Origin of the sequence: Chitinophaga sp. HK235 (assembly GCF_018255755.1) — a bacterium.
GTDB lineage: Bacteria > Bacteroidota > Bacteroidia > Chitinophagales > Chitinophagaceae > Chitinophaga.
Genome location: NZ_CP073766.1, coordinates 173,481 through 199,488, shown reverse-complemented (window position 1 = coordinate 199,488; position 26,008 = coordinate 173,481). Strand labels below are relative to the sequence as shown.

Sequence of the window (26,008 nt, the reverse complement as noted above, 5' to 3'; positions counted from 1 at the left end):
AAAGGTTGCGAGCGATGCTCGCAACCTTTTTTGTTATTCCATCCTCAAGCTCTTCACCGGGTTAGTCAGCGCGGTTTTCACGGCCCGGAAGCCGATCGTTGTCCAATACAATAAAATGGAACATCGCCGTTACCCCAAATATCCATGTGCTGGAGTTTTTTCTAAAGACCATGTAAATGAGGCTACACATTCTCCATCAATTCTTCACTGAGTGCATTTGTGTCGTGAATAGTAGAAAGCGGTAAAAACCGTTAAAAACGACACCGGACAGGCCATCAGGGATATTATTGAGATGGATGACCTATTTTATTTTTACAAAAAAGTGGGTACGACAAACAAAAGAAACAGTAAGTTGCATGGAACAACAAATGAAAAATGTGTAACTATGAAAGGAAAGGAACTCCTGCAGTTTTTAGGTTATAGTGTTGATCACCCGGATTTTAAAGCCTTTTTGGCGGCCCATCATATCGACCTGCAACACTTACCTAACCCACTGTTGCCGGAAAAGAAAGTCCGGAAGTATCTGCATTCACGGTTTATTCAGGGATTTGCTCTTTCTTTCGACTTTGATGATCCCGCAAGAGCAGCGGCTCTCAGCAAATCAGACCCGGAAGGGCAGTCCATTTTTTCTCCCGCAGATTACCGGATCAAAAATCCGGTAGGTAATGGCCCCCTTTATTTAACAAGGATAGATTTCTTTACGCCAGAGGCCAGTGCTACCGATCCTGTACAGTTACCTTTCGGTCTTCAGCTGCAGAGCAACGGTCGCACCGTGGCCGGAAAGCTGGGAACAGAAAACCCGCATGGCCCTGCCAATAGCCAATACTATGAGGCAGATGAAAAGGATTTCTATTACGAACGTTACCACGTGTATGTATATTTTGACCGGGGCGACCGGGAAGAACGGCTACAGCAACTGACTGTTATGCTCCGATAGTAATGCAGCTACAGACGGCAAGAACAAACGACGCTAAAAATCAAAACTGATATCTATGCTTTTCTCCTTCTCCATATCCAGCTCCACATCAACGGAATCAAGGGACATGTCAGGGTTGACCAGCAGCTCCGTTAATAGCTTTTCATACTTCAGCGCAATCAGGGCTATCGTCTCTTCCTGATAAATGGCTTTATCATAAAACATATTCCCTGTTAAACAATCTCCGTTCACAGCAAGGCTGATCAATAAAGGCAGCCTGCTGTACCTGTTAGCCAGCTCAAGGAGCTCCAGCCGCAAATCTTTATCAATAGTGATCTGGGCATAGTCGGCCATGGGATTTTCCAGTACCAGCAGTACATCCAACCGCAAGGTGTTTTCAATGGCCTCAGGGATGTCCTGATGGTCATCTGTTTCCAGTATATTTTTATGACTGGCTGCCAGCATATCGGAAAACGACTGTTGGGGATCGACATGGGTCCTCAGAGGCAAAGTCTTTACAAACATGCCCAGCTGGTCCTGCAATGCGCTCGCCGTTCTCCCGGAATTTACCATACCCACACAGATGTCCGTATGCCCAAACATCCTGTACAGCAGTACATTAAAGGCTGTCAGCAAAAGTGTATGCATGGATACCTGCTGCTCTCCGGACAGTGCGCTAAGCGCATCGACCTTTACCCACTCAAATGCAACACGGTAGACAGCACCGGTGTTCTTTTCCCCAGCAAATTCCACGTCATAGGGAATGAGGGGTTTCCACAAGTATTGTCGCAAATAAGTGTTCCAGAACCGTTGGTTGTTCTCCCGGCTTTTCTCCAGTTGCTGTTGATGCCATACCACATAGTCTTTAAACTGAAAACGCAGCGCCTCATCCGTACGCCGCTGCTGCCCGCTTATCGTCTTGTATCTGCTGACAACCTCTCTGATCAGCACTTCCAGCGACCAACCATCCATGATAATGTGATGAGTACAGAACACCAGATAATCATCTCCGTTTTTCCGGTGAAACAATGCGACCCGTAGCAACGTATCACTTTCCAAATTAAACGGCTGGTTTATATACGCCTCCATTGCGTCCATGATCGCCTCTGCCGGATGGTAGTACTCTTCCAGCGACAGGCACACCTTTCCACCGACGTTAACTTTCTGTTGTGGCGCCCCTTCCACCTCCGGGAAGTTGCTCCTCAACACATCATACTTTTTCAGTATCTCCAGAAATACCTGTTCTAAAACGATCTTGTTCAACGTGCCCACTACTTTAAAAGCGGCCGGCATATTATACGCAATCGACCTGCTCTCCTGTTGCGCAGCCAGCCAGAGAGCGCGCTGACCGGCAGTGATAGCATAATAAGGCCGTTCTTCCGCAGGCACGATGTCCGTTGGATGGTATTGTTCACTGCCTTCGAGGTGTTTTGCCAGCATTTGTATGGTGGGATACTCAAATATATCCCTCAGGATAATCTTATAATGCAGCCCCTCGCCTATCAGCCTGATTAGTTTTATGGCATTGAGGGAATGCCCTCCCAATGCAAAGAAGTTATCTGAAACACTTATTTCCTGCCTCAGGGACAGCACGTCCCGGAAGTAGCCACACAACACTGTTTCCATATCAGTGGCAGGCTTTTCAGGCGCGGCGTCGCTTTTTTCCGGGGTTATCTCCCTTAACGACAACGCTTTCCGGTCCACCTTTTTATTGGGAGTCAGCGGGAACTCACTCAGGGAAATAATGACATTGGGAACCATGTACGCCGGCAACGTAGCCTGTAAAGCGCGAATGATGTCTTTACTATCCAGGTCCGCCGCCTCGGGGAGCACATAAGCCACTAAAAAGGCTTCCTGCGCAGCACCTTTCTTTGCGACCACCACCGAATTTTTCACAGCAGGTAACTGGTTCAGCTGCGCTTCTATTTCTCCCAGTTCAATGCGGTAGCCCCTTATTTTTACCTGTTGGTCATTACGACCGAAAAATTCTATTTCCCCGTTTTCATTCCATCTTCCCAGATCCCCGGTATCATAAATAACCTCGTCTGCCTCAAACGGGCTTGGAACAAATCTCTTCACGGTCAGATCAGGCGCTTTGAAATATCCCTGTGCCACGCCGTCGCCGCCGATATAGATATTGCCCACACTGCCGGCCGGCAAAAGCTGCCGGTATTCATCCAGTATGTAAACCGTGGTATTGTTGATAGGACTACCTATATTGGAGGCATCTTTGGGTTGTAATATCTCTTTGCAGGCAGACCATATAGTCGTTTCCGTAGGACCATACATATTCCATAAACCCGCGGTGGTGGCCAGCATTTTTTCTGCCAATGCCTCGCTCAGCAAATCCCCGCCGCACAAAATACGGATGGCACTATTACCGTTCCAGCCTGCATGGTAAAGCATCTGATAAAAGCTCGGCGTAGCCTGCATGATGGTAGGCTTCAGCGCCTCCAGTTTCCCGATCAGCGCCGAAGGGTCCGCCAGCAGTTCCGGGCTGGCAATATATACCGTGGCGCCAGTAACCAATGGCGCAAAAAACTCCAGGATAGAGATATCGAAGGACTGTGTCGTTACCGAAAAGAAATAGTCATCCGGTGTTATGCCGGGCCGCTGCTGCATGCTGATGAGGAAGTTCAGCAAAGACCGATGCCCTACGGCTACCCCTTTAGGGTTGCCTGTTGAACCGGAAGTGTAGATAACATAAGCAACAGCTTCCGCGGGCACCTTCCATTCCTCAAGCGGTTCAGGCTGGTGGCGGAGTATTGTTTCTATGTCAATAAACCCTTCAGTAGTCCCTTTCAGGTTGTGCGTCCCGATTACTTCATTAATGCCGCTATGGGCAATGATATATTCGATACGGCTTTCAGGGAAAGACGGGTCTAAGGGAATATAGGCATTGCCTGATTTTAATATACCCAACAACGTTACCACCAGCCTGGCAGAACGCGTCATCATTACACCCGTCACGGAAGGTATTTTTCCGTTGGTACGGTGGCGCAAATACGCGGCAATCTTGTCTGACGCAGCATCCAGCGCTTCATAGGTATATGTCCCGGTATCGTCTGCCAATGCGACTTTGTCCGGATATCTCCTCACCTGCTCTCTGAACAGATCTAGCATCGTGTTTTCCCGCGGATACTCAAACCGGGTATCATTGAGTGTTTTTAACAGGTATTCTTTTTCTGCTGCCGTGATATATTGAAATTCGAAAAGCCGTTGTTGCGGATCGGCTACCACGGCTTTCACAAGCCTTTCAAAATGGGTAACGACCTGCGTGATGGAAGTCTCATTAAAATAGTTGACGTTATAGTCGAAATCGATTTTCACGTCTGCCGATTCGTCAAACTCCCGGATATAGATAGCCAGCGCCACCCGCTCCGATTGGTGCGACAAAGGTATCACCGTTGTTTCTGTACCCGCAAAATGATCTGCATAGTTTTGTTTCTCATAAGACAATGTCATATTGAAAAGACGGTCCTTTTCGTGAAACAATTGCAGCTCTTTAATAAGCTTGCCCAGTGGAAACCGCTGATAGCGGTAATCCTGCTGCAACTGCCGCCGGATATTTCTCACCAGATCTTCAAAGGTATCCTCAGGGTCCAGCTGCATCCGTAAGGGAGACACACCCATGAACAGCCCAACCATCTTCTTAAAAACAGATTTGCCCCGGTTCAGTACCGGCAATCCAATGGCGAGGTCATTCTTCCGGTGTTTTCTTCCGAAATAGAGCAACAATATCCCCAGGATAACGTGAAACGTGGACGACTTTAAATTCCTGCCCATCCGGTCCAATTGATTGTAATCAGCCCGGTTGATCCATATTTCCTTTCGTTTGCTCTGATTGAGTTTACCGGTATTCTTTATTTTATCAAACAGTTGATCGGGCAGCTGCCTGAACCTTTCTACCCAATAGCTTTTGTCTTTATGATAATCTTCTGAAAGAAAATACGCCTGATCATCCGCAACAAATTCGCGGTAACTGTAGGGATATTCCGTCAGTATTTTTCCATGTTCGGCCAGCTCATTGTAATTTTTCACCACTCGCTGAAACATCAGCGATGTTCCCCATCCGTCAGTAATAATGTGATGATATACGGAGAATAAATAATAAAATTTTTCACTGACTTTTACCAGAAAGAACCTGTACAACAGCTTCTTTTCATCCAGTTTAAACGGTATCATGAACTGCTCCTGCATAAATGCGTTGGCCACTCCATCTGCATCACTGTGTGTTGAAAAGTCCACCAGTTCCAGTTTCAACGCCTGGTCCTTCTGGATGCACACCGTTACTTCCTCCTCCGACTGGTCCAAAATACTCCGGTAAACATCGTGCTGGTTGATCACGGCCACATAGGCTTCATTGAACAGTTCATAATTGATGTTGCCCCGAATAGCTACTTTGGCCCCGATATTATAAATGGGGTCATCAGGGTACATCAATTGCTCAAAATAGACATCTTGTTGGGGAAGAGTAAGCCGCATAGTATTATTTTGAGAAAGGTTAACGGGAATATTTCAACACTTTACATCCATATATTCTCAGCAATTTCTTCTTTGCTGGTAACCCTTAAGTCTTTTACAATCACGCCGTAATCAAATTTTATGATCCTGTCTGCCACATGGAAGTAGGCGTCGTCGTGGGTGACAGCGATGATCGTTTTGCCTTCTGCTTTGAGTTTGGGTAACAGCTGCTCATAGAAGTACTTCCGGAAATGCGGGTCCTGATCGGCAGCCCATTCATCCAGCACCAGCACCGGTTTCTTCTCCAGCAGTGCAAATATCAGGGACATGCGTTTACTCTGGCCTTTGGAAAATTTCCGTCTGGCTGACGCTTCTTTATCATCCTGAACGATCCCATCCAGCTGCATCGTTTTCAGCAGCTCCACGTATTGTTCATTGTTCTCCAGTACGTATTCGTCATAGTTATGGGAGAAGATGTGGTTGTCTGTAAACACAGCTGCTGTCAGGCTTTGCATTTTCTCCGTGACGTTTACCCGATCGCCGTCATTCAGTTCCAATTGCCCGGCAGTAGGCTTGTAGAGTCCTGTCAGTACGTTAATGAAGGTACTTTTCCCTGACCCGTTGCCGCCCACTATAAAAATCGTTTCGCCTTGTTCGATGGTCAGGCTCACCGGCCCGAGGGCAAACTGGCTCTCGCCTCCGTCTGTGTAATGATAGGAGAATGACACGTCTCTTAACGCCACCGACTGGAACTCGCATTTTTCCTTTGTTTCGATATGATGCACATGATCCACGATCTCAAAATCCTTTACAAACGCCTTAAGCCGCTTGTTAGACACAATAAAGCGGGTATACATCTGCTGCAGGTTGATGAGATTATTGATGGGACCGGACATAAACAAAATGATCACCACATAGGCAATAACATCAGTTCTGGAAAGTAATTCAAACCGGGGAAAAATGAATAAAATCACAGAAACAACAAAATACAGTCCGTACTGGCTGATCAGGTTGATGGACAGGAACACGAAGTTATTTCTGAAATCCAGTTCCATGGCATCATTCCTGTTGGGGATCAGAAACCTGTTCATCAGGCTTTCCCGCCTGAAAAAACTCAGCTTCAGTTCCTTAAACCCTTTCATCACATCATCCACATGGCCGTAGTAGTGTTCATTATATTCTCTTAATCTGGCCACTTTTTTTGACATGGTACTGATCGTGTAAAAATAGCATCCTGCCACAGCTATAATCAGACCTACTACGATCATTGCCGAAGCCAGCGAGAGGGTGAACATATACAGCAGGCATAATAGCAGCATCAGCAACGAATTGACCGTATGCGTTACGGTATAAGGCAGGAACGAAAAGATACGAAGATCCTCCACGGCCGTATAAAACCGCTGGGAGCCCAGTTTTTCCAGTTTCCTTAAGGGCGCATTCAACACCTGCGCAAACACCCGTTTCTCGCTATCATACAATAGTTTAAAAGAGAACTTATTCAGGTACCTCTGAAAAATAATGTTGTGCAGATAGGAGTACAGGATCATGGCAACGAAAACAACCCACGTGTATTCCTTCAGGAAAATCTCCTTTCCTGCCATGGCGTTGTTGATAACATACACGATGCCAAAATTTAAGCAAACATTAGGCACAGCATATATCATCAGATACACTACATTCCTGAGTTTCAGTTTGAGCATATACTGTTTGGTTTGGGATAACGATTACTATTTATATCCTGCGTTAGTTGCTGTCGAAGCAACCTTGAATGATGCCGGCCAGGGTAGCCGGATGATCGTAAATAAAGAAATGTCCGCCGGACAGTATTTCAAATTGAAAATCACCGGTCGTAAACCTGCGCCAGTTTTCAATCTGGCTGCTGGTTTCTTCATCCCCTCCCATGATGGCATAGATGGGCGTCCGGATGGTTATTTCTTTTTCTGTAGGGTCTTCGTCGATTTCCAGTATTTTGTAGTCCGCTCGCAATATAGGACTGAAAAACCTATACAGTTCGTCGTTTTCCAGTATCTCCGGCGGTGTGCCGCCCAATTCGCGCAGCTCCTCCTTAAAATCGCCATCGTTCAACAAAAAAAACCTTGCCTTTCTTTTTCCGCCTTTGTTCTTTCACGCCCGGACCTGAATTTCCGGATACTACCAGATGGCGGGGAGCATCTCCGGCTTCTTCCAGCCGCCTGCACACCTCCAGCCCTAAAGAGGCTCCCATGCTGTGTCCGTAAATAATGTAAGGCTGACCGTTTCTTTTTTGCCGTATCTGTGCTGCGTAATCTTCCGCAGCTGCAGCCCTGCTCAACAGGAAGTTTTCCTGGAATCGCCTTCCCCTACCGGGTAACTCGAGTGCATGAGAGACCACATTCCTGATCCTTTTTCCAAGAAAATCATAGGAATGCGCATGTCCTCCCGCATAATGCAGTAAAAATATTTGTGGTTGCTCCATGTCCATTCACTATTTTGTTCTGTCTTTTTCTTCTTCGTTACCAAAATCTCTTTTGCTGACTCTGATTTTTTCGTTACCAAAATTATAAGACAGGGAAATCCTGAAGAAACGGCTGCTTACATTCTCATTATACACTTGTTTTACGCCATTTACAATGGAGGTGTAATCCCTGAGAAATGCCGAATTAAAGATATCATTCATCAAAAGTGTCAGCTTCAGCTTTTTGTCCATGAATGTCTGTCCAACGGAGAAATCCAGTTTGGAACGGTAGCCGATCTCATACAGTCCCTTCTTAAAAGGTGAACTATAGGAATAATCCAGTTGCAGTTTAGTATTATCTCCTATGGAAAAAGTGTTATTGGTAGCCACATATATCTGCCATCCGTTCTGGGGTGTGGCGTTGATCCTGCCATCAAATTCGCTGTTAGAGGCCAGGGCATATAAGGTATTCCGGCTTTGCCACCAGGAAGTGATATCTTCTGTATATATTTCTCCTATTCCATAGAAATACTCTTTGTAATAATTTTCCCGGGTGATGATTTGAGATTGTTTCGCTTCGTCGCCTTTAAACACAACACCGAAACCATCTGTGACGATGTTCAGGAAAACATTGGTCCTGAACTTGTCTTTGAGACTATAGGTAAAGTCCAGTTTATCTGTGAAAGAAGGCTGCAGGAAAGGGTTCCCCTCTGAATAGCTGGTATTGCTGATATAAATTCTGAATGGGTTCAGGCTGTAAAAGTCCGGCCGGGTAATCCTTCTGCCATAATTAAAGATGAAATTATTGTTTTTATTCGCCTTATAACCCAGATAAAATGTTGGGAACAGTTTGGTGTAATCGTTTTTATTAGTCCGGTTTAAAGTATGGGAAACCCCTTCCGTACTGGTATTTTCCAACCTTAATCCAAGCCTGAGGCTCCATTTTTTATTGAAACTCTTAGCCCCGCTCACATAATACGCCTGGTTCCGCTCTTTATAATCATACAGATTGGATTGGTTCGGGTCCAGCACCGGAGTGCCGGAAGACACATCATAATACTCCACCCCGCTATTGGTATTAATTACGCTGTATTTCACACCATATGAAAAGTTAGCAAAGTGGGTAGGATGCTCCATATCCACTTTTACACTGATATTGTCCAGCTTCTGATTGGAGATGTTCCTCGCGTCCAGATTCACGCCTTTGTATATAAAGGCCGACGTATAGTCTTCACCCCGGAAATTATTGTTTACATCGTTATCATACCTGAAATAGTCAATATCAAAAGATAATTTCCTTCCGAGTGTATCCAGGCTGGCAATAAAGTGCCCATTTACGCTATGGGACACTTTCCTTTCGTCGATATCGCCATGGGTCAGGATATAGGAGTCCAGATCCTTAGCGTTAAAGACGGAAACCAGGTTCCGGTATGACCGGTCGGGTTTGCCAACGCTTCCCTGATACTGTATCCCTGCGCTTATTTTATTCGAGAAATCATAATCAACGGTGGCTCTTCCGGACACCTCATCCATTCTACCTTTTTCATCGCCGTCCAGTCTTTGCAACCCTTTGGCGAAATACATATCAAGGCTGGATGTATGCTGCCTGGCGCCGGTTACGCCGCCGGCGCTTGCGGTAAGCCTGAGTTTATTTTTGCTGTAGAAGAAATTATCCCTCAAAGTGAGATACCCATATTTGTTCTTATCGTAACTCACGGTAGTGGCATTTTGCCAGGCGTTGATCTTTGCTTTTTTCAACACGATGTTGATCAACCCTTCCCCTGCCGCATCATATTTTGCGGGCGGATTGGTGATCACTTCAATGCTTTTTATATCGCTCGCTGAAATGGAATTCAGATAACCGGTCAGGGCGCTTCCGGTCAGTTCAACCATACGTCCGTCTACCATCACTCTGGCGGTGCCTTTCCCTAAAATGTTGATCGCATTGTTCTGCAACACAACGCCTGGGGTAACATTGATGGTGCTCAACGCATTGCCGCCGCTAACGGCCAGATTGTCTTCCACGTTAAAAACGAACCGGTCAGCCTGATACTCCACCAGCGGCTTCTTCGATTTCACCACTACTTCGGTTAGGTCTTTGACGTTCTTCTCCAGCTGAATGTTCCCTAAAGAAACATCGCCTTTGATGTCCATATCTTTCACCCAATCCTTATACCCCACGAAACGGATATTCAATCTGTAGCTGCCTTTCGGGGCATTCATAGAGAATTTTCCGGACTCATCTGTTGTCACACCGGTGATCAACTTATTTAAGGTGTCAGTTAAAACAACATTGGCAAAAGGAACCACTCCTTCCTTATTGTTAACAGTACCGTTAATAGTTGACTGAGAATATACAAAACAGGGGAAAATAATGGTTAACAGCAGAATAGTACGCTTCATTCTTATCTATCTTTTTTTGACTAAAAGTAATGGAATAATATCGAAAAAAATAATTTTCAGCTTTCCTAACCGTTACATTCTTGTTAGCTCATCTATCATATCATTCAGTGCGGAAATACAGCAGTCATCCGAACTATCCGGTATATCCGGTACCGTTATTGTCAGCTGCACACAATTATGGGCCACTTTACAGACCATATCCAGAAAAACAGCGCGTTCCACTTCCACACTTTCTATTTCCACATCAGTGGTGTTCAGTCTGATGTTATCATTAATTTCCTGATAGTTGATACTTGCCATCCTGCACCTGTCCAGATCCATTCCGGTGGCCTCCATAAAGTCTTTCCGGATTTTCTCATACGGCACAGACTGATGCTCGCGCAGCCACAGGTATTCCGCATAAATGGATTCGTTGATTCTGGCGAAAACATCATCTCCCCGATCCAATACCTTCATGGGCAGGAAATTGTTCAACACGCCCAGCACATGAGAGATATCAATGTCATCACTGACGTTGTCCCTGCCGTTTACCAGTATCAGCTGTACAGGGATTTCGTCTTTACTCAGCTTTTTCAGCAGATACTGATGAATATTCATAAAAATCACAGATAATGGCGCATTGAATTTGCGCGACCAATTCCGGATGGCCATAAATTTTTCCCCGGTTATCTGTACCCTTTGATTGATATACTTATACTCCGTTTTATCATAAAAGCTTCCGGGAGATAAACCAATGGTTTTCAGCCGGTCTGTCCAGAACTGCCGGGAGGCCCTGCCAGGACCGGACTGCAGGTATTGCTCCTGCCAGATGGAAAAGTCAAAGTGAGGAACATAGACGGTATCGCTGGTTGGTTTATTACCAGTGATAAAGTCCGACAAAGCCCCTCTGATGATTTCATTGGTACGCATATCTGTCAGCGAATGGCTGATCGCCAGGTTCAACAGGGCTTTTTCCTGCGTTTCGTCCTCAAAAACGTATAGCCGCATCAGTGCCCCTCCCAAAAGATCAAACCTGTCATTGAAGATATCCCTTTCTGCGACCATGATATTGCGGGGATCGGAGAAATCCAGCTTTTTGAGGACTATTTCCAGCGGCACTTCTTCCGCGGTCAGTAATCGCTGATAAATACCTTCTGCCGTCAGAAAAAAAGTCATACACAACATGGGGTAACCCTGCAGAAACGCCCTGAAGGAGCTTTCCAGCGCAGGCAGCGCCGCCCTGGGCAGGGAATAACTTCCGATAATACCCTGCGACTTGTCGAACTTCAGCATCTGCCGCTGATTTTCAGAAATGGCTATTTCGTCGCCCGGCTTCCATTGCCGGGTATTGACTGCAATTTTTCTGTTATCCGGTACGCTGGTATCAGCCTGTTGACGTTCATCAATAAGGGCAGCGATATGCGCAATGTCCCTCGCTTTCAAAATCAGCTCAGGCTTCACCATATAGCCCTGCTTCCGTAAGCCTGACAATAACCGGATCAATTTGATGGAATCTCCTCCAGCCTCATAGAAATTATCTTTAACGTTGATCTCTTTTCTGTTCAATAGCCGGGAGAGCTCGGCTGCCAGCACTTTCTCCATGTCGGATTTCGGTGCTACGAACTCCACCCCTGTTTTCATGGAAGCTGTCCGTGGATCAGGCAGTTCTTTCTTATTCACTTTCCCGTTGGCCAAAAGCGGCAGCGCATCCAGCTCCACGAAATACGCAGGGATCATGTACTCATGCAGCAGCGTTTTCAGGTAGCTCCGTATAGCCGACACCGTAAGTTCAGCCGTTTTATCCTTTTTGGTCAGATAGGCGATTAAAACAGCGCTTTCCGCATCTATGTTCCCAGCCATCACCGTAACGTCCTGTATCAAAGGATGGGCCTGCAGCGCATTTTCGATTTCCATAAGTTCCACCCTGTACCCCCGTATACTTACCTGATGGTCTCTTCTGCCCAGTACTTCCAGTTCGCCGGCGGCTGTCCATCGTCCCAGATCGCCGGTACGGTATAAGAACTGTCCTTGTTTGAGGGGATGTGCCACAAACTTCTCCGACGTCAGGAGCTCTTCGCCCAGATAGCCTGCTGAAACGCCGTGGCCGGAAATACACAATTCACCGATAACACCCACCGGGCACAGGTTACTGTTGCTGTCCATCACATATACCTGCGTATTCTGAATGGGTCTTCCGATCAATATTTTGTCCTTAATAACCGCATCAATTTTATAGGTGGTGGCCACGTCCGAGTATTCAGTCATCCCGTAGGTGTTATAAATACGTACTTGGGGATTGATGGTAAAGAACTTGTTGACGTAGCTGGGAGTAAGCTTTTCCCCTGTCAGGATCAGATCGTCCATTTGCGCCAGCTTTCCTTCTTCCCCGATGGCAAACAACATGTTCAACTGTGAGGGGATCACTTCCAATACCCTTACACCATGATGATTAGCGGTATCCAGCAGTACGGAAATATCCTGCAATACGGTATCTGTGGTGAGCAGCACCGTACCTCCGGAAATCAACGGCGCCCACAACTGCCATATCCCGCCTACAAAGTGCATTCTCGAAGTATGGCAGATCTTCGTCCCTTTTGTGATGGAAAGCAGGGTTATTTTATCCATCAGATGGTTGATGATACCATGATGGTTCAGCACCACTCCTTTAGGAATGCCTGTCGACCCGGAAGTATAAATGATATATACCGCATCCGACTGTTTCCCGACATACTCCGGATTCTCCGACGGATACTGATCCTTGTCTGCTAAAAACCTGCTGATGTCTGTATCATCGATGACAGCGCGGCAATGCTGACCGATCCGGTGCAGTTTTTCTTCCGGCGTGTCCACACTTAGCGGAGCACAGCAGGCGCCCAGCCTGAGCGCAGCCAGCAGCGCTACAACAGCGTGAGGCGTCCGTTCCAGGCGGGCGCCCAGAATATCGTGTCCTGTTACACCGAAATGCTGTGACAGATAATGAGCCAACTGAATACTGAGGCTGTCCAGCTCCTTATACGACATCTCTGTTCCTTCAAAGACGAGGGCTGTTGCCTCCGGCGTGGCTGCCGCCTGTTTTTCAAACAGGGTGATCAACGTATCGTTCTCCGGTACCGGCACTACTTCCCCTTCTGCCAGAGAGCGGAGAAAATCATGCTCTTCACCGGAAATGACAGACAACTTCTCAATGACCAGCTCCGGTTGCACCAGCGCATGGGCCACCGTATTTTTAAAATGCTGCATGAAACCCGTTATCATCTCAGTTTCATATACGTCGGTATTGAAGTTGACATGCATGGAAAGCTGATCACCTACTTCATAAAACGTAAAGCTCAAATCATATTTGCTCTTTTCTTCTCCCTGATCAATGATCTGCGCTGCACTCTGTTCTACTGCGCTTTTAATATCGGAGATGTTCTGAAGGATCAGCATCACATCAAAAACAGGGCTTCTGGCAGGATCTCTTTTCAGCTCCAGTTCCTCCACCAGCCGGTCAAATGGATATTGCTGATGCTCATAGGCATCAAATACATTTTTCTTCACACGGGAGAAGAGCGTTTCCAGCGTATCTGTTCCCAATACAGCATTCTTCAGGGCAATTGTATTTAGATAGAAGCCGATCTGGTCTTCCAGGCTAACATGGTCCCTGCCGGCAACAGGGCTTCCCACTACAAATTCATGCTGCAGGGTATATTTATGAAAAACCACATTCAGCGCCGCCAGCAGCCCCATAAACAGGCTCCCTTCCCGGTCTGCACAGAATTGCTTCAATGCCTGCGTTGTTTCTTTTTTAATATAGGTCGCAAGTGTTCTCCCGTTGGTCGTTTTAATGACCGGACGTCTTTTTTGCGCGGGCAGGTTCAGCAGCGGTATTTCCCCTGCAAATACGTCCAGCCAGTATTTTTTATGCTTTTGAAAAGATGTTTTTTCGACATTGGCCTGTTGCCACACCGCATAGTCTTTGTACTGTATTTTCAGCGGCTGGAGCCCTGGAACGGCTGATGATTTATAGGCCTCATAGTACGACATAATATCCCTGCGCAATACATTCATCGACCAGCCATCACTGATGATATGGTGGATATTGAAATAAAAAACGCACTGGTCATCTGCCAACTGCAAAAGCGCTGTCCTGAACAACGGGCCTTTTCTCAGGTCAAATGCCGTGGTACTGTCATGAGCTATATAAGACTCCACCAGTCTGGCCTGATCGTCCCATCCCCGGTAGTCCCTGTAGTCAATTTCAAACGCCATCTCTTCCGCCGGAATGATACTTTGCCGGATCTCTTCCTGTTCATCCTCTATGAAGACCGTCCGCAGCGATTCATGTCTCTCCACCGTACTGATGACGGCTTTCCGGAAACTGTCCATGTCGTTTATTCCCCGTAACATCACCTGAGAGGGCATGTTATAGGCAATAGACTCGTCGGCGAACTGGCACAGGATCCACAACCTGCGCTGTGCGGAAGACAGTGGGTAAGATGACTGTTTTTCCACAGGACGGATGTCAACATGTGCCTGTTCTTCTGCATGGCTCTTTTTAACGAAGCTGATCAGCTCTTCTTTATGCAGCCTTATTTCCTGCATCAAAGCTTCGTTCATGACGCCTTTGGGCGCCCGGACGTCCAGTTGTTCTCCTACCAGATTTACCTTCACATTGAGCCCTCTGAGCTTATGGATTAATTCCTCCACCATGATTTTACAGATTTTTATTTTTTTTGTTAGAATGAAAATTGCTCCATCTCATTTTCATCCTTATCGAACCGGGCTTTTGCCCACATCAGGTTTTCGAGCGGTATTTTAATTTTCCCGATGGTGGGGTTTTGATATAACATTAAAATATCGATATCCACGTTCAGTTCTTGTCTCATCCTCGTCACCAGCTGCATGGCTTTCAGGCTGTTACCGCCCATATCGAAGAAGGAGTCGCTGATACCCACTGGTTTTCTTTTAATCACCTCCTCCCACATCGCGGCCAGTTTCTTTTCCAGCTCATCTTTAGGTGGTATGTGGCTATTGCCGGCAGCGGGCGCTGTGCTTTCCATATTCAGGAGGTGTTGCCGGTCGATTTTCCCGTTAGGCGTCAGTGGTATTGCTTTCAGCTGAATATATCTATCCGGCAGCATGTAGGCTGGCAGTGCTGCAGACAACCGGTCCCGCAGGCTTCTTTCATCCATTGCCTTATCAGCTACAAAATAGGCCCTCAACTCTTTCTCACCTGCTTCAGGTGTGACCGGCATCACAACTGCTTCTTTGATTTCAGGCATTAACAGGAGCTGGCTTTCAATTTCTCCCGGTTCAATTCTGTAGCCTCTTATTTTCACCTGTTCATCTTTTCTGCCGAAGAATACGATGTTCCCGTCGGGCAACCATCTTCCAAAATCACCGGTCCGGTACAGGCGTTCGTGGGCATGCAGCGGGCTACTGATAAACTTTTCGGCTGTTAATTCCGGACGGTGCAGATATTCTTTGGCAAGACCCGCGCCACCAATGTATATTTCTCCCATGACACCCAACGGCGCCATATTTTTATTATCATCCAGAATATAGAGCTTAACATTGGTTAAAGGCTTACCGACAGGCACTACCCTGCTTTTGATCGCTGCTGCGGTATGTGCTTTGAAAAGGGTAGCGCATATGCTCGTTTCCGTAGGGCCGTAGGCGTTAATATATGCGCCGGCGTTAAGCGCCAGGTATTCAGATATCTTTTCAGCATCCGCTGGTTCACCCGCAGTGATCAGCATCTTCAGGGTGTGCAGGTTACTGATGTCCATTATTTTTAAATAGGCCGGAGGCAGGGTGACGAGGTCTATCCCCTGCTGCACCATGTAATCCTGCAGCAAGTCAGGGGTTTTGCGCGCAGCCTCTGTTATCAGGAACAGACATGCGCCGGAGGCCAGTGTCGTAAAAATTTCAGATACGGAGGCATCAAATGACAGGGAAGCAAACTGCAAGACCTTCCGGTGTTCGTTGATCTCAAATTCTGTTATCTGAGCGAGGATGGTGTTTACTACACCGGCGTGCGTTACGGCTACTCCTTTGGGCATTCCTGTTGACCCGGAAGTGTAAATCACATACGCCACGTTTTCAGAACGGACAGTGGTTTTCCACGTTGCCGGCAGGGATTCCTGTATATGGATAAATCGATTGATCGCTTCGTCATCGATACACAGCCTGCATTGACTGTCCTCTTTCAGGTAGGCAATCCGGCCGTCGGGATAGCCGGGATCTATAGGAACGTAACCTGCCCCTGTTTTCAATGTACCGAGAACAGCCACGATCATCCATTCACTTTTTTCCAGCTGCAGCGCCACGAAGTCTCCTTCAACAACCCCCGCCTGGCCATGCAGGTAGTTGGCAAATTTATTCGCCAGCTCATCCAGTTCCAGATAGGTGTATTGCCTGTTATCAAATACCAGCGCGACGTTATCAGGAGTAGCAAATACCTGTTTTTCAAACAGGCCGACCAATGTTTCCACTTGATGATCGGAAGATGAATAATGATGCCCGAACTCAAATAGCTTTTCCCGTTCTTCTGCTGAAATAACGGCAGTGCTGGTGATAACTTCGTTATCCCTTTCCAGATAGTTGTTTAAAAAGTTGTCGTAGAATAAAAGAAGGTCCTCCATGGTGCGCCCCGACTTCAGTTCCCGTTGTTGCTTACAGATCACGGAAACATTGTCCAGCGTCTGGTTGACGATCAGGTCCAGATACGTATTGGTCCTTTCATAACTTTCATAGGAGAGCGCTTTGATTTCCCTTTGAGACTGTTGTTCCCGGAAATCTTCATCATCATACAATTCACTGATGACGTGAAAATTCACATAGTTAAAGATCACATCAAAGAAGGGATTCTCCGTGGCTTCTTCCCCGGCAAGTTCCGCTATGGTATTCAACGGCATCCGGTCTTTGCCTTTCAGCTCATTCAGCGATCTTTCCACCTGATGAACAAATCCTTTCCAGGAGAGCCCTTTGGAGAAAGCAACATCAAAACGGAAAGGAACAGAGTTTAAAAAGCAGCCCAGCAATTTATCTCCGTCTTCTGTAATGGGTCGTTTATGCGTCACTACCCCCACAGTCATATCTGTTTCATAAGAAAGCATCCCCAGTACATACAGGTAACCACTTAAAAACAGTGCTTTGGGGGTTACCTTATCCTGTTTGCATTTTTCCAGTAACCTTGTACTGAAGTCTTTGGGATATGCCCGCGATGCCTGTTTATCGGCCGGCTCCTCCGATAAAATGTCCAGCCGCTTGTAGTCCTGCATGTTATTCTGCCAGAAAGTCTTACTACTCTCACTTTCCAGCTCCATCAAATCGGACAGTATGCTATCGCGCATGCCGCACTTCAGCGGTTCCGGACGATAGTCTTCTGCTGTTTCAAGGGCTTTGTATATCCGGAACAACTCCACTTTGAAATTATTCTGTCCCCATCCATCCATGATGGCATGATGGAACTGGAAAACAAAAAGCGTATCCGCTGCTCCGATCTGCAATATCGTGATCCGCCACAGCGGGGCTTTCGTCACATCAAAACTGTTATTGATCCTTTCATCGGCCAGAAAATCACGTATATACGCCTCCTGCTCCGCTCCGGACAACGACGACAGATCTTTATAACCAATGCCCACCGGGACTTTCCGGTGAATGATCTGTACAGGGCTACCGTATTCATACAAATGATATGTAGTCCGGAAGGTCTCATGTTTGTCTGCCATGCGCTCCATAGCTTTTTCCAGCCGCGACAGATCTATTACACCCAGCGGGAACAGGAACTGGTCATGATAAACGCCAAAGTCGCCACGGTGCACTGCCACCTGACTGGTAATGGCCATGCCAACCTGTATATCGCTCATCGGATAAACGGCGGCAATATTCTCAGGATCGGGATACGCTTGCAACACGGTCGATTCCAGTTGCGCTAAATCCGCTTCTATCCGGTTAATCAGCTCATAGTCCGGTTTACCAGCAGATTCATGTTGAGAGATAAACTCCGACAACGCTGCTATCGTGGGCTTTTCATAAAAGATACCGATTGGAAGATCTATTTTGAATGTCTTGTTGATTTTGCTGATCAGGCGGATCATTTTGATAGAATCGCCGCCCAGCTGGAAATAATCGTCTTTAATGCCAACCCTGTCCACTTCCAGATGTTCCTGCCAGATGGTCGCCAGTTCTTTCTCAACTGCCGTAGATGCCGCCAGATATTCAATACCGGAGGTGATTTCAGACTGGCCGGCTGTCAGCAGTACTTCCCTGTCAACTTTACCGTTGGCCGTCAACGGGATTTTATCCAGTTTCACAAAACGGGAAGGGACCATGTATTCCGGTAGCTGCTTCGACAGATAACTTCTGAGGTCATTGATCGTCAGGGAGCTGCCGGATACCAGACAGGCCACCAATTCTTTTCCGTGACCGGCATCTACCGGAATCACCACTGCTTCGGACACCTCTTTGTGAGTGCAGAGGCACGCTTCTATCTCTCCCAATTCAATCCGGTAACCACGGATCTTCACCTGATTGTCTTTTCTGCCCAGGTACAACAGGCTGCCATCGGCATTGCGGATGGCCAGATCGCCCGTTTTATAAATCCGGTCGCCGGTGCCAAAAGGAGCATGAATGAATTTTTCCGCCGTCAGTGCTGATTGATTCACGTAACCTTTGGCCAGCCCTGCCCCGCCGATGCAGATTTCCCCGATGGTGTATTTAGGCTGCAACTGGTTCCGGTCATTCAACAGATAGATCTGTGTATTGAAGGCCGGCCGCCCAATGGAGATGGTTTCCGCAGTAAAAGGTACTTCGTAAATCATACAACCAACGGTTGCCTCCGTAGGGCCGTACTCGTTATAGATCTTCATGTCCGGGTTGAGGCTCCGCAGGATGTCCACATGATGTTGCAGCAGCGCGTCTCCACCTACAATGGCCAGTTCTACCCCGGTTTGGGAAAGTTCCAGTTCCTGCAGCAAACTGATATGCGCTGGTGTCAGCTTGATGCAGGAAATATTACTTTCAAAATATTGCTTTAAAATAGCTGACACCTGCCCTTTCTCAAATATCTCCAACGTATTACCACTGATCAGCGGCAGCATTAAACTGGTCACGGTCAGGTCAAACGACAAAGTGGTAAACAGCCCGAAATCGCCACTGGACAACTCGTTGCCCAGATACATGGTTTTCGCCCACAGCAGATAGTTCACCAGTGAACCATGAGTGATCATCACTCCTTTAGGTACACCGGTAGAGCCGGAAGTATAGAGGATATAGGCTAAATCATTTTGATCAATCCTTGTCTCTACAGCACCTTCCGATGCTTCGAGTTCCACATCAATAGCAAATATGATCCCCTGATAGTCCGTCAGATCGAACAGATAATTGGTATTTGTAATCAACACCGCGATGCCGGCGTCCTGTAAAATGAATGCTTCTCTGGCAGGAGTAACGTCAGGGGCTATGGGAAGATAGGCAGCGCCGGCTTTTAAGATGCCTAACACGGTGATCACTTCCCATTCATCGCGATCTAATTTAAAACCGACAACGGCGCCTTTTTTCACCGCGCATTTATTGGTCAGGTGTTTTGCCACCTGATCTGACAGCCGGTTGAGCTCCGCATAGGAAACCACCCGGTTTTTATACCGCAAGGCCGGTTTTTCAGGCGTAGCAATAGCCTGCCGCTTAAACAGTGCTACTACATTGGCTGTATCATCAACCGCCTGAGGAGATTGATTATGAGTAAGCACCAGCTCTTCCTTTTCGGCAGCAGTGAGCAAATCCAGCGCTCCGATCTTCGTTTCTTCCAAAATAGCATCCAGCATAACTTTGAAGTGTCCTTCTATCATGTCGATGATGCTTTCTGACAACAGCGTTGAATTGTATTCAAAAGTGATATTGAGCTTCGTTTCCTGATAATGGTTCACCGAAATGGTCAGCAGATAGTTGTTTTGCTGTTTCACCCGGACATTGTCTATATCCAGCTGTGATTTGACCGCCTTGATCGCATCGACGGGATAGTTTTCAAAAACCAGCAGGCTGTCAAACAAAATGCCCTTCACAGGACTCTGCTTCTGGATATCAGCCAGCGATGCATACCCATATTCTTCCCGGGAGATAGTTTGCGTACGCTGCAACTCCGTCAGCCACGGTACGATCGCTTCCCCGGCGTGCAACGTAGTGCACAACGGAATGGTATTGATATACAGTCCGACCTTGCTTTCCACTTCTTCTATTTCGGTGGACCGGCCTGAAATCACCGTTCCGAACACCACTGTCTGGTGATTAACATACCGGGACAACAAATACGACCAGGCTCCCTGAACGATGGTATTAACAGTAAGATTGTTTTTGCGGGCAAAAGCCTCCAGCTTTGCCACATATGTCTCCTGTTTTGTAAAGCTGCGGGCGGTATTACCGAAGGTCTTGTTTCTTTCCTTATCATTAATGAAAGGCAACAGGCTGGCGGTATCCAGCTGTTTTAACTGCTCCTGCCAGTAGTGTCGTGTCTTCGACACATCCCTTCTTCCGATGAAATCCAGGTACGCCTTATAGTGATCGATTTTTTCCGGCGCCGGCACATGGCCATTTTGCACGGCCTGCTCATAAGCCCGGAAACATTCGCTAAAAATGACAGGGCCGGACCATCCATCTGCAATGATGTGATGAATGGCGTATACCACTTTCACAATAGCGGGGCCGGTCTTAATGACGGTCAACCTGAAAAGCGGGGCATTACTCAAATCAAAAGGCGTTCTGGCGTCTATTTTCAGCAGCTCGTTCACCTTTGCCGGCGCATCTTCCACATTGGTGTAATCCAGTATGGTCACCGGCAGCGTTATTTTCTCATGTACGCATTGTACAGGGGCTTCAAATGGCGAAATATGGAAAGAAGTCCGCAGGATACTGTGTTTGGCCACCACATATTCCCATGCCTGTATAAACGCCGTTTCATTGAAGTCGCCGCGCAGGTCAAAGCTCGTCTGGAATACATAGGCATGCGGATCATTATCAAACAGGCTATGGAAAAGGATGCCCTCCTGCAAGGGGCTAAGTCTGTACAAATCAGCTACTGCCTGCTCTTTGACGAACTGTTTTAAATCACGGTAAGACACCATCCCGTTCAACCCATAGTCAGCAGGAGTTTTGGTAACAACTGTGGCCTCTTTACACAAAGAGATGATCTGTTGCAAACTTTGCCTGTAAAGTTCTGCCAGCGCAGCTATTGTCTCCTCCGCATACCGGTTCGTATCGTAGCTGATATTAATCTTCAGGCAATTATTCATCATCAGCCCATTGATGGCAATTTTACTTCCGTGGTGATTTTCTTCACTGATCTCCGTTCCTTTATGTTCTTTGGCGATGCCCAGTATTTGTTCTGAAGATGCTATGTCCCCGCCGATTTGACCGAAATAGTTAAATACCACTTGTTCAATATCTTTCGACAATTGTTTTCTTACTGCTTCATCTTCCGACAGGTACCGCAGCACACCATATCCGATCCCTTTATGGGGAACGCTTCTCAAGTTTTCCTTCACCTGTACGAGCGTGGACTCTATGTCGTCGGGGAAAGCTTCCAGTAATACGGGATACAGCGTCGTAAACCATCCAATGGTATTGCTTACGTCCACATCATCATACAGCTGTTCTCTTCCGTGGCCTTCCAGGCCGATGACAAACTGCTTTTCCCTGAATGCTTCCGCCAGCGAAATGGCCAGTGCGCTCAGCAGCAGGTCATTGATTTCCGTTCCGAAAGCTTCATTGCATTCCAGCAGCAGGCTCCGGGTCTCTTCCCCCGAAAGCACGACAGTCTGTACACTGTAGGAATGCCGGGCGGAACGGCGCTCAAATTCATAGTCCTGCGGAAGGGCAGTTGACCGGGAAAGCACCCTGTTCCAGTATTCCGCTTCATCATTGAACAAATACTCCTTCAACCGGGCCTGCCATTGACGGTACGAAGTGGTTTTAGATCCGGGGACGACTGTTTTACCTGCGCTCAGTGTTTGGATGTAAGCAGATAGGTCATCTGTCAGGATACGCCAGGACACGCCGTCGACGCCTAAGTGATGTATACAAATGAACAACCGGTTGGCAACATCGCCGGATGGCGTTTCAATGAATACAAATTTTGCCAGGCTGCCGGTTTCGATGGAAATTTTCTTTTGATATGCCTCACTGATAGCGGTGATCTCCGCTGCTGTTCCGGCGTTTACCCTATCCAGCGCCGGAATGGTGGTATCGTATACCCCTTGATATTTTTCATCTTTCAGCACATATCGTAAGCGTAAAGCATCATGTTGCTGATACAGGAGCTCCACCGCATCCTGTAATACCGTCGCCGTAATATGCTTAGGCACCGTCAGCAACACCGACTGATTGAAATGACCGGGTTCGTGATATGCCTGTTCAAAGAAATAATGCTGTATAGGCAGTAATGGTGCCTCGCCCTCCAGTATCCCCTGTTCACTGATAGTCCTTACCGCATCCTGCGTATGCTTAGACAGCTCTTTTATCGTCTGGTATTTATACAGGTCGTTTACTTTGAGGATGATGCCGGCTTTTTTTGCGCGGCTGACCATCTGTATGGCCATGATGGAATCGCCGCCGAGATTGAAGAAACTATCGTTTATACCTATACGTTGCTGCCGGAGCAGGTCTTTCCAGACATCCAGAATTTGCTGCTGGTAAGGCGTTTGAGCCGGCTCGTAAGTTTCGAGGAACAGGTCTTCCGCCACCGGATCGGGCAACTGTTTTTTATCGACCTTACCATTAACGGTCAACGGTATCGCGCTGAGTTCCACAAACACGCCGGGCACCATATATTCAGGGAGCCTTTGTCTCAGGTACTCCTGAATATCACTTTTTTGATACGGTCCATCCGGCATGATATAGGCGATCAACCGGGTATTATCAGTATACTTTCTGGCTATAACGACGGCCTGCTTGATACAGTCCAGGTCCTGCAATGCATTTTCGATTTCTCCCAGCTCTATCCGGTACCCCCTGATCTTGACCTGATTATCGTTTCTGCCTAAAAACTCCATGTTCCCATCGGGCAGCCACCGGGCCAGATCACCGCTTTTATACAGCCGTTCTCCTTCCCGGAAAGGGTGGGCGATGAAGCGCTCGCGTGTGAGCTCTTCGCGGTTCAGGTATCCCCTTGCCAGACCATCGCCGGAGACGTACAATTCTCCCGAAGCCCCATAAGGCAATAAAGCCCGCTCGGGGCTTAATATATAACAATTGGCAAAAGCCATTGGTTTCCCGATGTTGCTTACCGGCACAGTCATATCCCCGGTTGTCAATAGTTTATAGGTAACGTGCACGGTTGTTTCTGTGATCCCGTACATGTTGACCAGCTTCGCTTCCGGATTGCGCGCGCTCCACAGCGCGACCTTCAGAGGATTTAGCGCTTCCCCGGCAAAAACGATATACCGGAGGGTGGGCACATGGCCATCCATGGCCACAAAATTGTAGAACGCCGATGGGGTCTGACTAAAGACGGTGATACGATGCCGTACCATCAATTCCGTCAGCTTCTTCAGGTCCCTCGTCTCCTCTCTGGTCAGTACCAACAATGTGCCGCCGGTCAGCAGGCACCCGAAGATCTCCCATACGGAAACATCAAAACTATAGGAATGGAAAAGTGTCCATCGGTCTTCTGGTGAGAACCGGTATTCTCCAAAGCAGGAATACAGCAGACTGATCACATTGCCGTGTTCAATCATGACACCTTTCGGTTGACCGGTTGATCCGGAAGTGTAGATGATATACGCCAGCGTATGCGTACCCATTTCCACCGGCGGCAGCGTTTCCGATAGCTGTGTTTCCTGTCTGAACGCTTCCATTAATTCTGCTGTTACCACTACTTTACAGCCGCAGTCCTCTTCGATATAGGTAATCCGTTCCTGCGGATAGCCGGGATCTATCGGCACATAGGCCGCACCGGTTTTTAATACGGCCAAAATGGCAACAACCATCCATTCGCTGCGTTCGAGCTTTATCCCTACCAGTTCTTCCGGCGCTACATGATGATGTGTTATCAGATAATGCGCCAGCCGGTTGGAACAAGCATCCAGCTCTCGATAGCTCCATTCCCGGTCTTCCATCACCAGAGCAGTATTATCAGGGGTCCTCCCCGCCTGTTCTGCCAGCAGGGCCACAATCGATTTATCCTTTGGATACTTCGTATCGTTGGCATTCACCTGGTTTAACAATATCTCCTTTTCATTCACCGACAAAAAGTCAACGGTTCCCACACACGCACCGGGATTTTCCGGCAAAGCAGCCAGTAAACATTTATAGTGAACGATAAGTCCGGCTATCATTTCATAGTCATATACATCGGTGTTGTAATTGACACACATCCGCAAGCCGTTTTCCATCTCCTGGAAAATCAGCTCTATATCAAACTTAGACGCCATATAGCCATGGTCGGTTATATGGTCAAATTCATCGTCCCTGATCCCGGTGTTGAAGCGTCTTTCCGTTGCATTTTGCAACACCAGCATGGCATCGAAAAGCAGGCTCCGGCTGATATCCTGTTTTACCCGGAGATCTTCTGCCAAACGGTCAAAAGGGTACTGCTGATGCTCAAATGCTTCCTGTGTATTTTCTTTGATGCGGTCAAAAACTGTTTCAAAGGAGACATGGGGGTCTATCTGATTACGAAGAGCCAATGTGTTGACATAAAACCCAATCTGATCTTCCAGATCGGAATGTTCCCTTCCAGCTACTGCCGTGCCTGTGACGATATCTCCCTGTGAAGTATACCGGTAACACAATACGTTCCATATGGTCAGCAGCCCCATAAACAGTGAACCGCCACGGTCCTGGCAATACTGATGCAGCGCTTTTACAGCCAACTGCGGTATCCCGGCAGACAACACGCGACCTTCGTACGTCTTTACTTTCGGACGGATTTTATAGGCCGGCAATTCCAACAACGGCAGCTGCCCTGCTAGTTTTTCCAGCCAATATGTCCGGTCTTCCGTGTACAGCTCCGTTTCCAGCCGGCTCAACTGCCACGCTGCATAATCTTTATATTGAATAGACAGCTCCGGCAGCTTCACCGCTCCGCCTGATTTAAATGCCTCGTAATACCTCATCACATCCCGTTCCAGTACCCCCATGGACCATCCATCACTGATGATATGATGCATATTATAGTAGAAGACATAGCGATCTTCAGATACCTGCAGTAGGGTTGCCCGCAGCAAAGGACCGTTTTCAAGGTCGAATGGCCTGTACGAATCCTTTTCAATATAGGCATTGGCGTTATCATCATCTCCGCGAAAATCTACATATCCGATTTCAAAACCCAATGCTTCTCTGTCCATCACCCGTTGCTGTACTTCACCCGAATCATCCATCACAAATACCGTCCGCAATATCTCATGCCGTTCAATAGTGGCGCAAATCGCTTTTTTGAAGCAATCAATATCATATTTCCCGCTCATGAAAATCCTGGAAGGCATGTTATAGGCCGTACCACCGCCATCTATCTGGTACAACGTCCATAGCCGCTTCTGGGCGGAGGACAAAGGATAGGAAGCTCGCTCTTCCACCTTTTCTATCACATGTTTTGATGTTGCCCGATCCTGCTTTTTAAAGTATGTTAAAAGTGCTTCCTTATTTTCCCTGATCATGGAGACAACATCATCCGGCAATTTTTCCCCATTGAACCGGATCTTCAGATTATCATTTTCCCTGGCAACATATATACCTTTTTCGATTAATGATTCCAGTAATTGATGAATGTCGTTGTTTTTAAATAGTGCCTTCATTTTTCAAATCGTTTTGAACTTGTGTACGCTCATCATGTCCGC

At 47.3% G+C, this 26,008-nt stretch carries 8 protein-coding genes; 1 reads left to right on the top strand and 7 read right to left on the bottom strand.

What is annotated here, in order from left to right; translation table 11 throughout:
* Positions 1-385 precede the first annotated feature (385 nt).
* Entirely contained in the window at positions 386-937 is a 552-nt protein-coding gene (locus KD145_RS00560) for a hypothetical protein (RefSeq protein ID WP_212003989.1), read from the top strand.
* 33 nt (positions 938-970) lie between these two features.
* Here the strand turns inward: KD145_RS00560 and KD145_RS00555 are convergent, their stop codons facing one another.
* The 7 genes from KD145_RS00555 to KD145_RS00525 all read right to left on the bottom strand — a co-directional run bounded on the left by KD145_RS00555 (position 971) and on the right by KD145_RS00525 (position 25,966).
* Complete coding sequence (locus KD145_RS00555; RefSeq protein WP_212003988.1) at positions 971-5,401, bottom strand: non-ribosomal peptide synthetase; 4,431 nt, start codon at positions 5,399-5,401, stop codon at positions 971-973.
* Positions 5,402-5,442: 41 nt separating this feature from the next.
* On the bottom strand, positions 5,443-7,080 hold the full coding sequence (locus KD145_RS00550; protein WP_212003987.1) for a cyclic peptide export ABC transporter: 1,638 nt from the start codon (positions 7,078-7,080) through the stop codon (positions 5,443-5,445).
* A 43-nt stretch (positions 7,081-7,123) separates the two neighbouring features.
* Positions 7,124-7,468 carry a thioesterase II family protein gene (locus KD145_RS32410; protein ID WP_212003986.1) on the bottom strand — a complete coding sequence of 115 codons (345 nt, stop codon included), beginning with the start codon at positions 7,466-7,468 and terminating at the stop codon, positions 7,124-7,126.
* The gene (locus KD145_RS32405) at positions 7,446-7,835 is read right to left on the bottom strand and encodes a thioesterase II family protein (protein WP_212003985.1); all 390 of its coding nucleotides are present in this window, start codon (positions 7,833-7,835) and stop codon (positions 7,446-7,448) included. Before KD145_RS32405 ends, KD145_RS32410 begins: the two co-directional genes overlap by 23 nt.
* A 9-nt stretch (positions 7,836-7,844) precedes the next feature.
* Positions 7,845-10,217 carry an outer membrane beta-barrel family protein gene (locus tag KD145_RS00535; RefSeq protein ID WP_212003984.1) on the bottom strand — a complete coding sequence of 791 codons (2,373 nt, stop codon included), beginning with the start codon at positions 10,215-10,217 and terminating at the stop codon, positions 7,845-7,847.
* Between the two features lie 72 nt (positions 10,218-10,289).
* Positions 10,290-14,888, bottom strand: coding sequence for a non-ribosomal peptide synthetase (locus tag KD145_RS00530; RefSeq protein WP_212003983.1), 4,599 nt, complete (start codon positions 14,886-14,888; stop codon positions 10,290-10,292).
* Between the two features lie 26 nt (positions 14,889-14,914).
* A complete protein-coding gene (locus tag KD145_RS00525) occupies positions 14,915-25,966 on the bottom strand; it encodes a non-ribosomal peptide synthetase (protein ID WP_212003982.1) in 11,052 nt (3,683 codons plus the stop codon).
* Between the last annotated feature and the right edge of the window lie 42 nt (positions 25,967-26,008).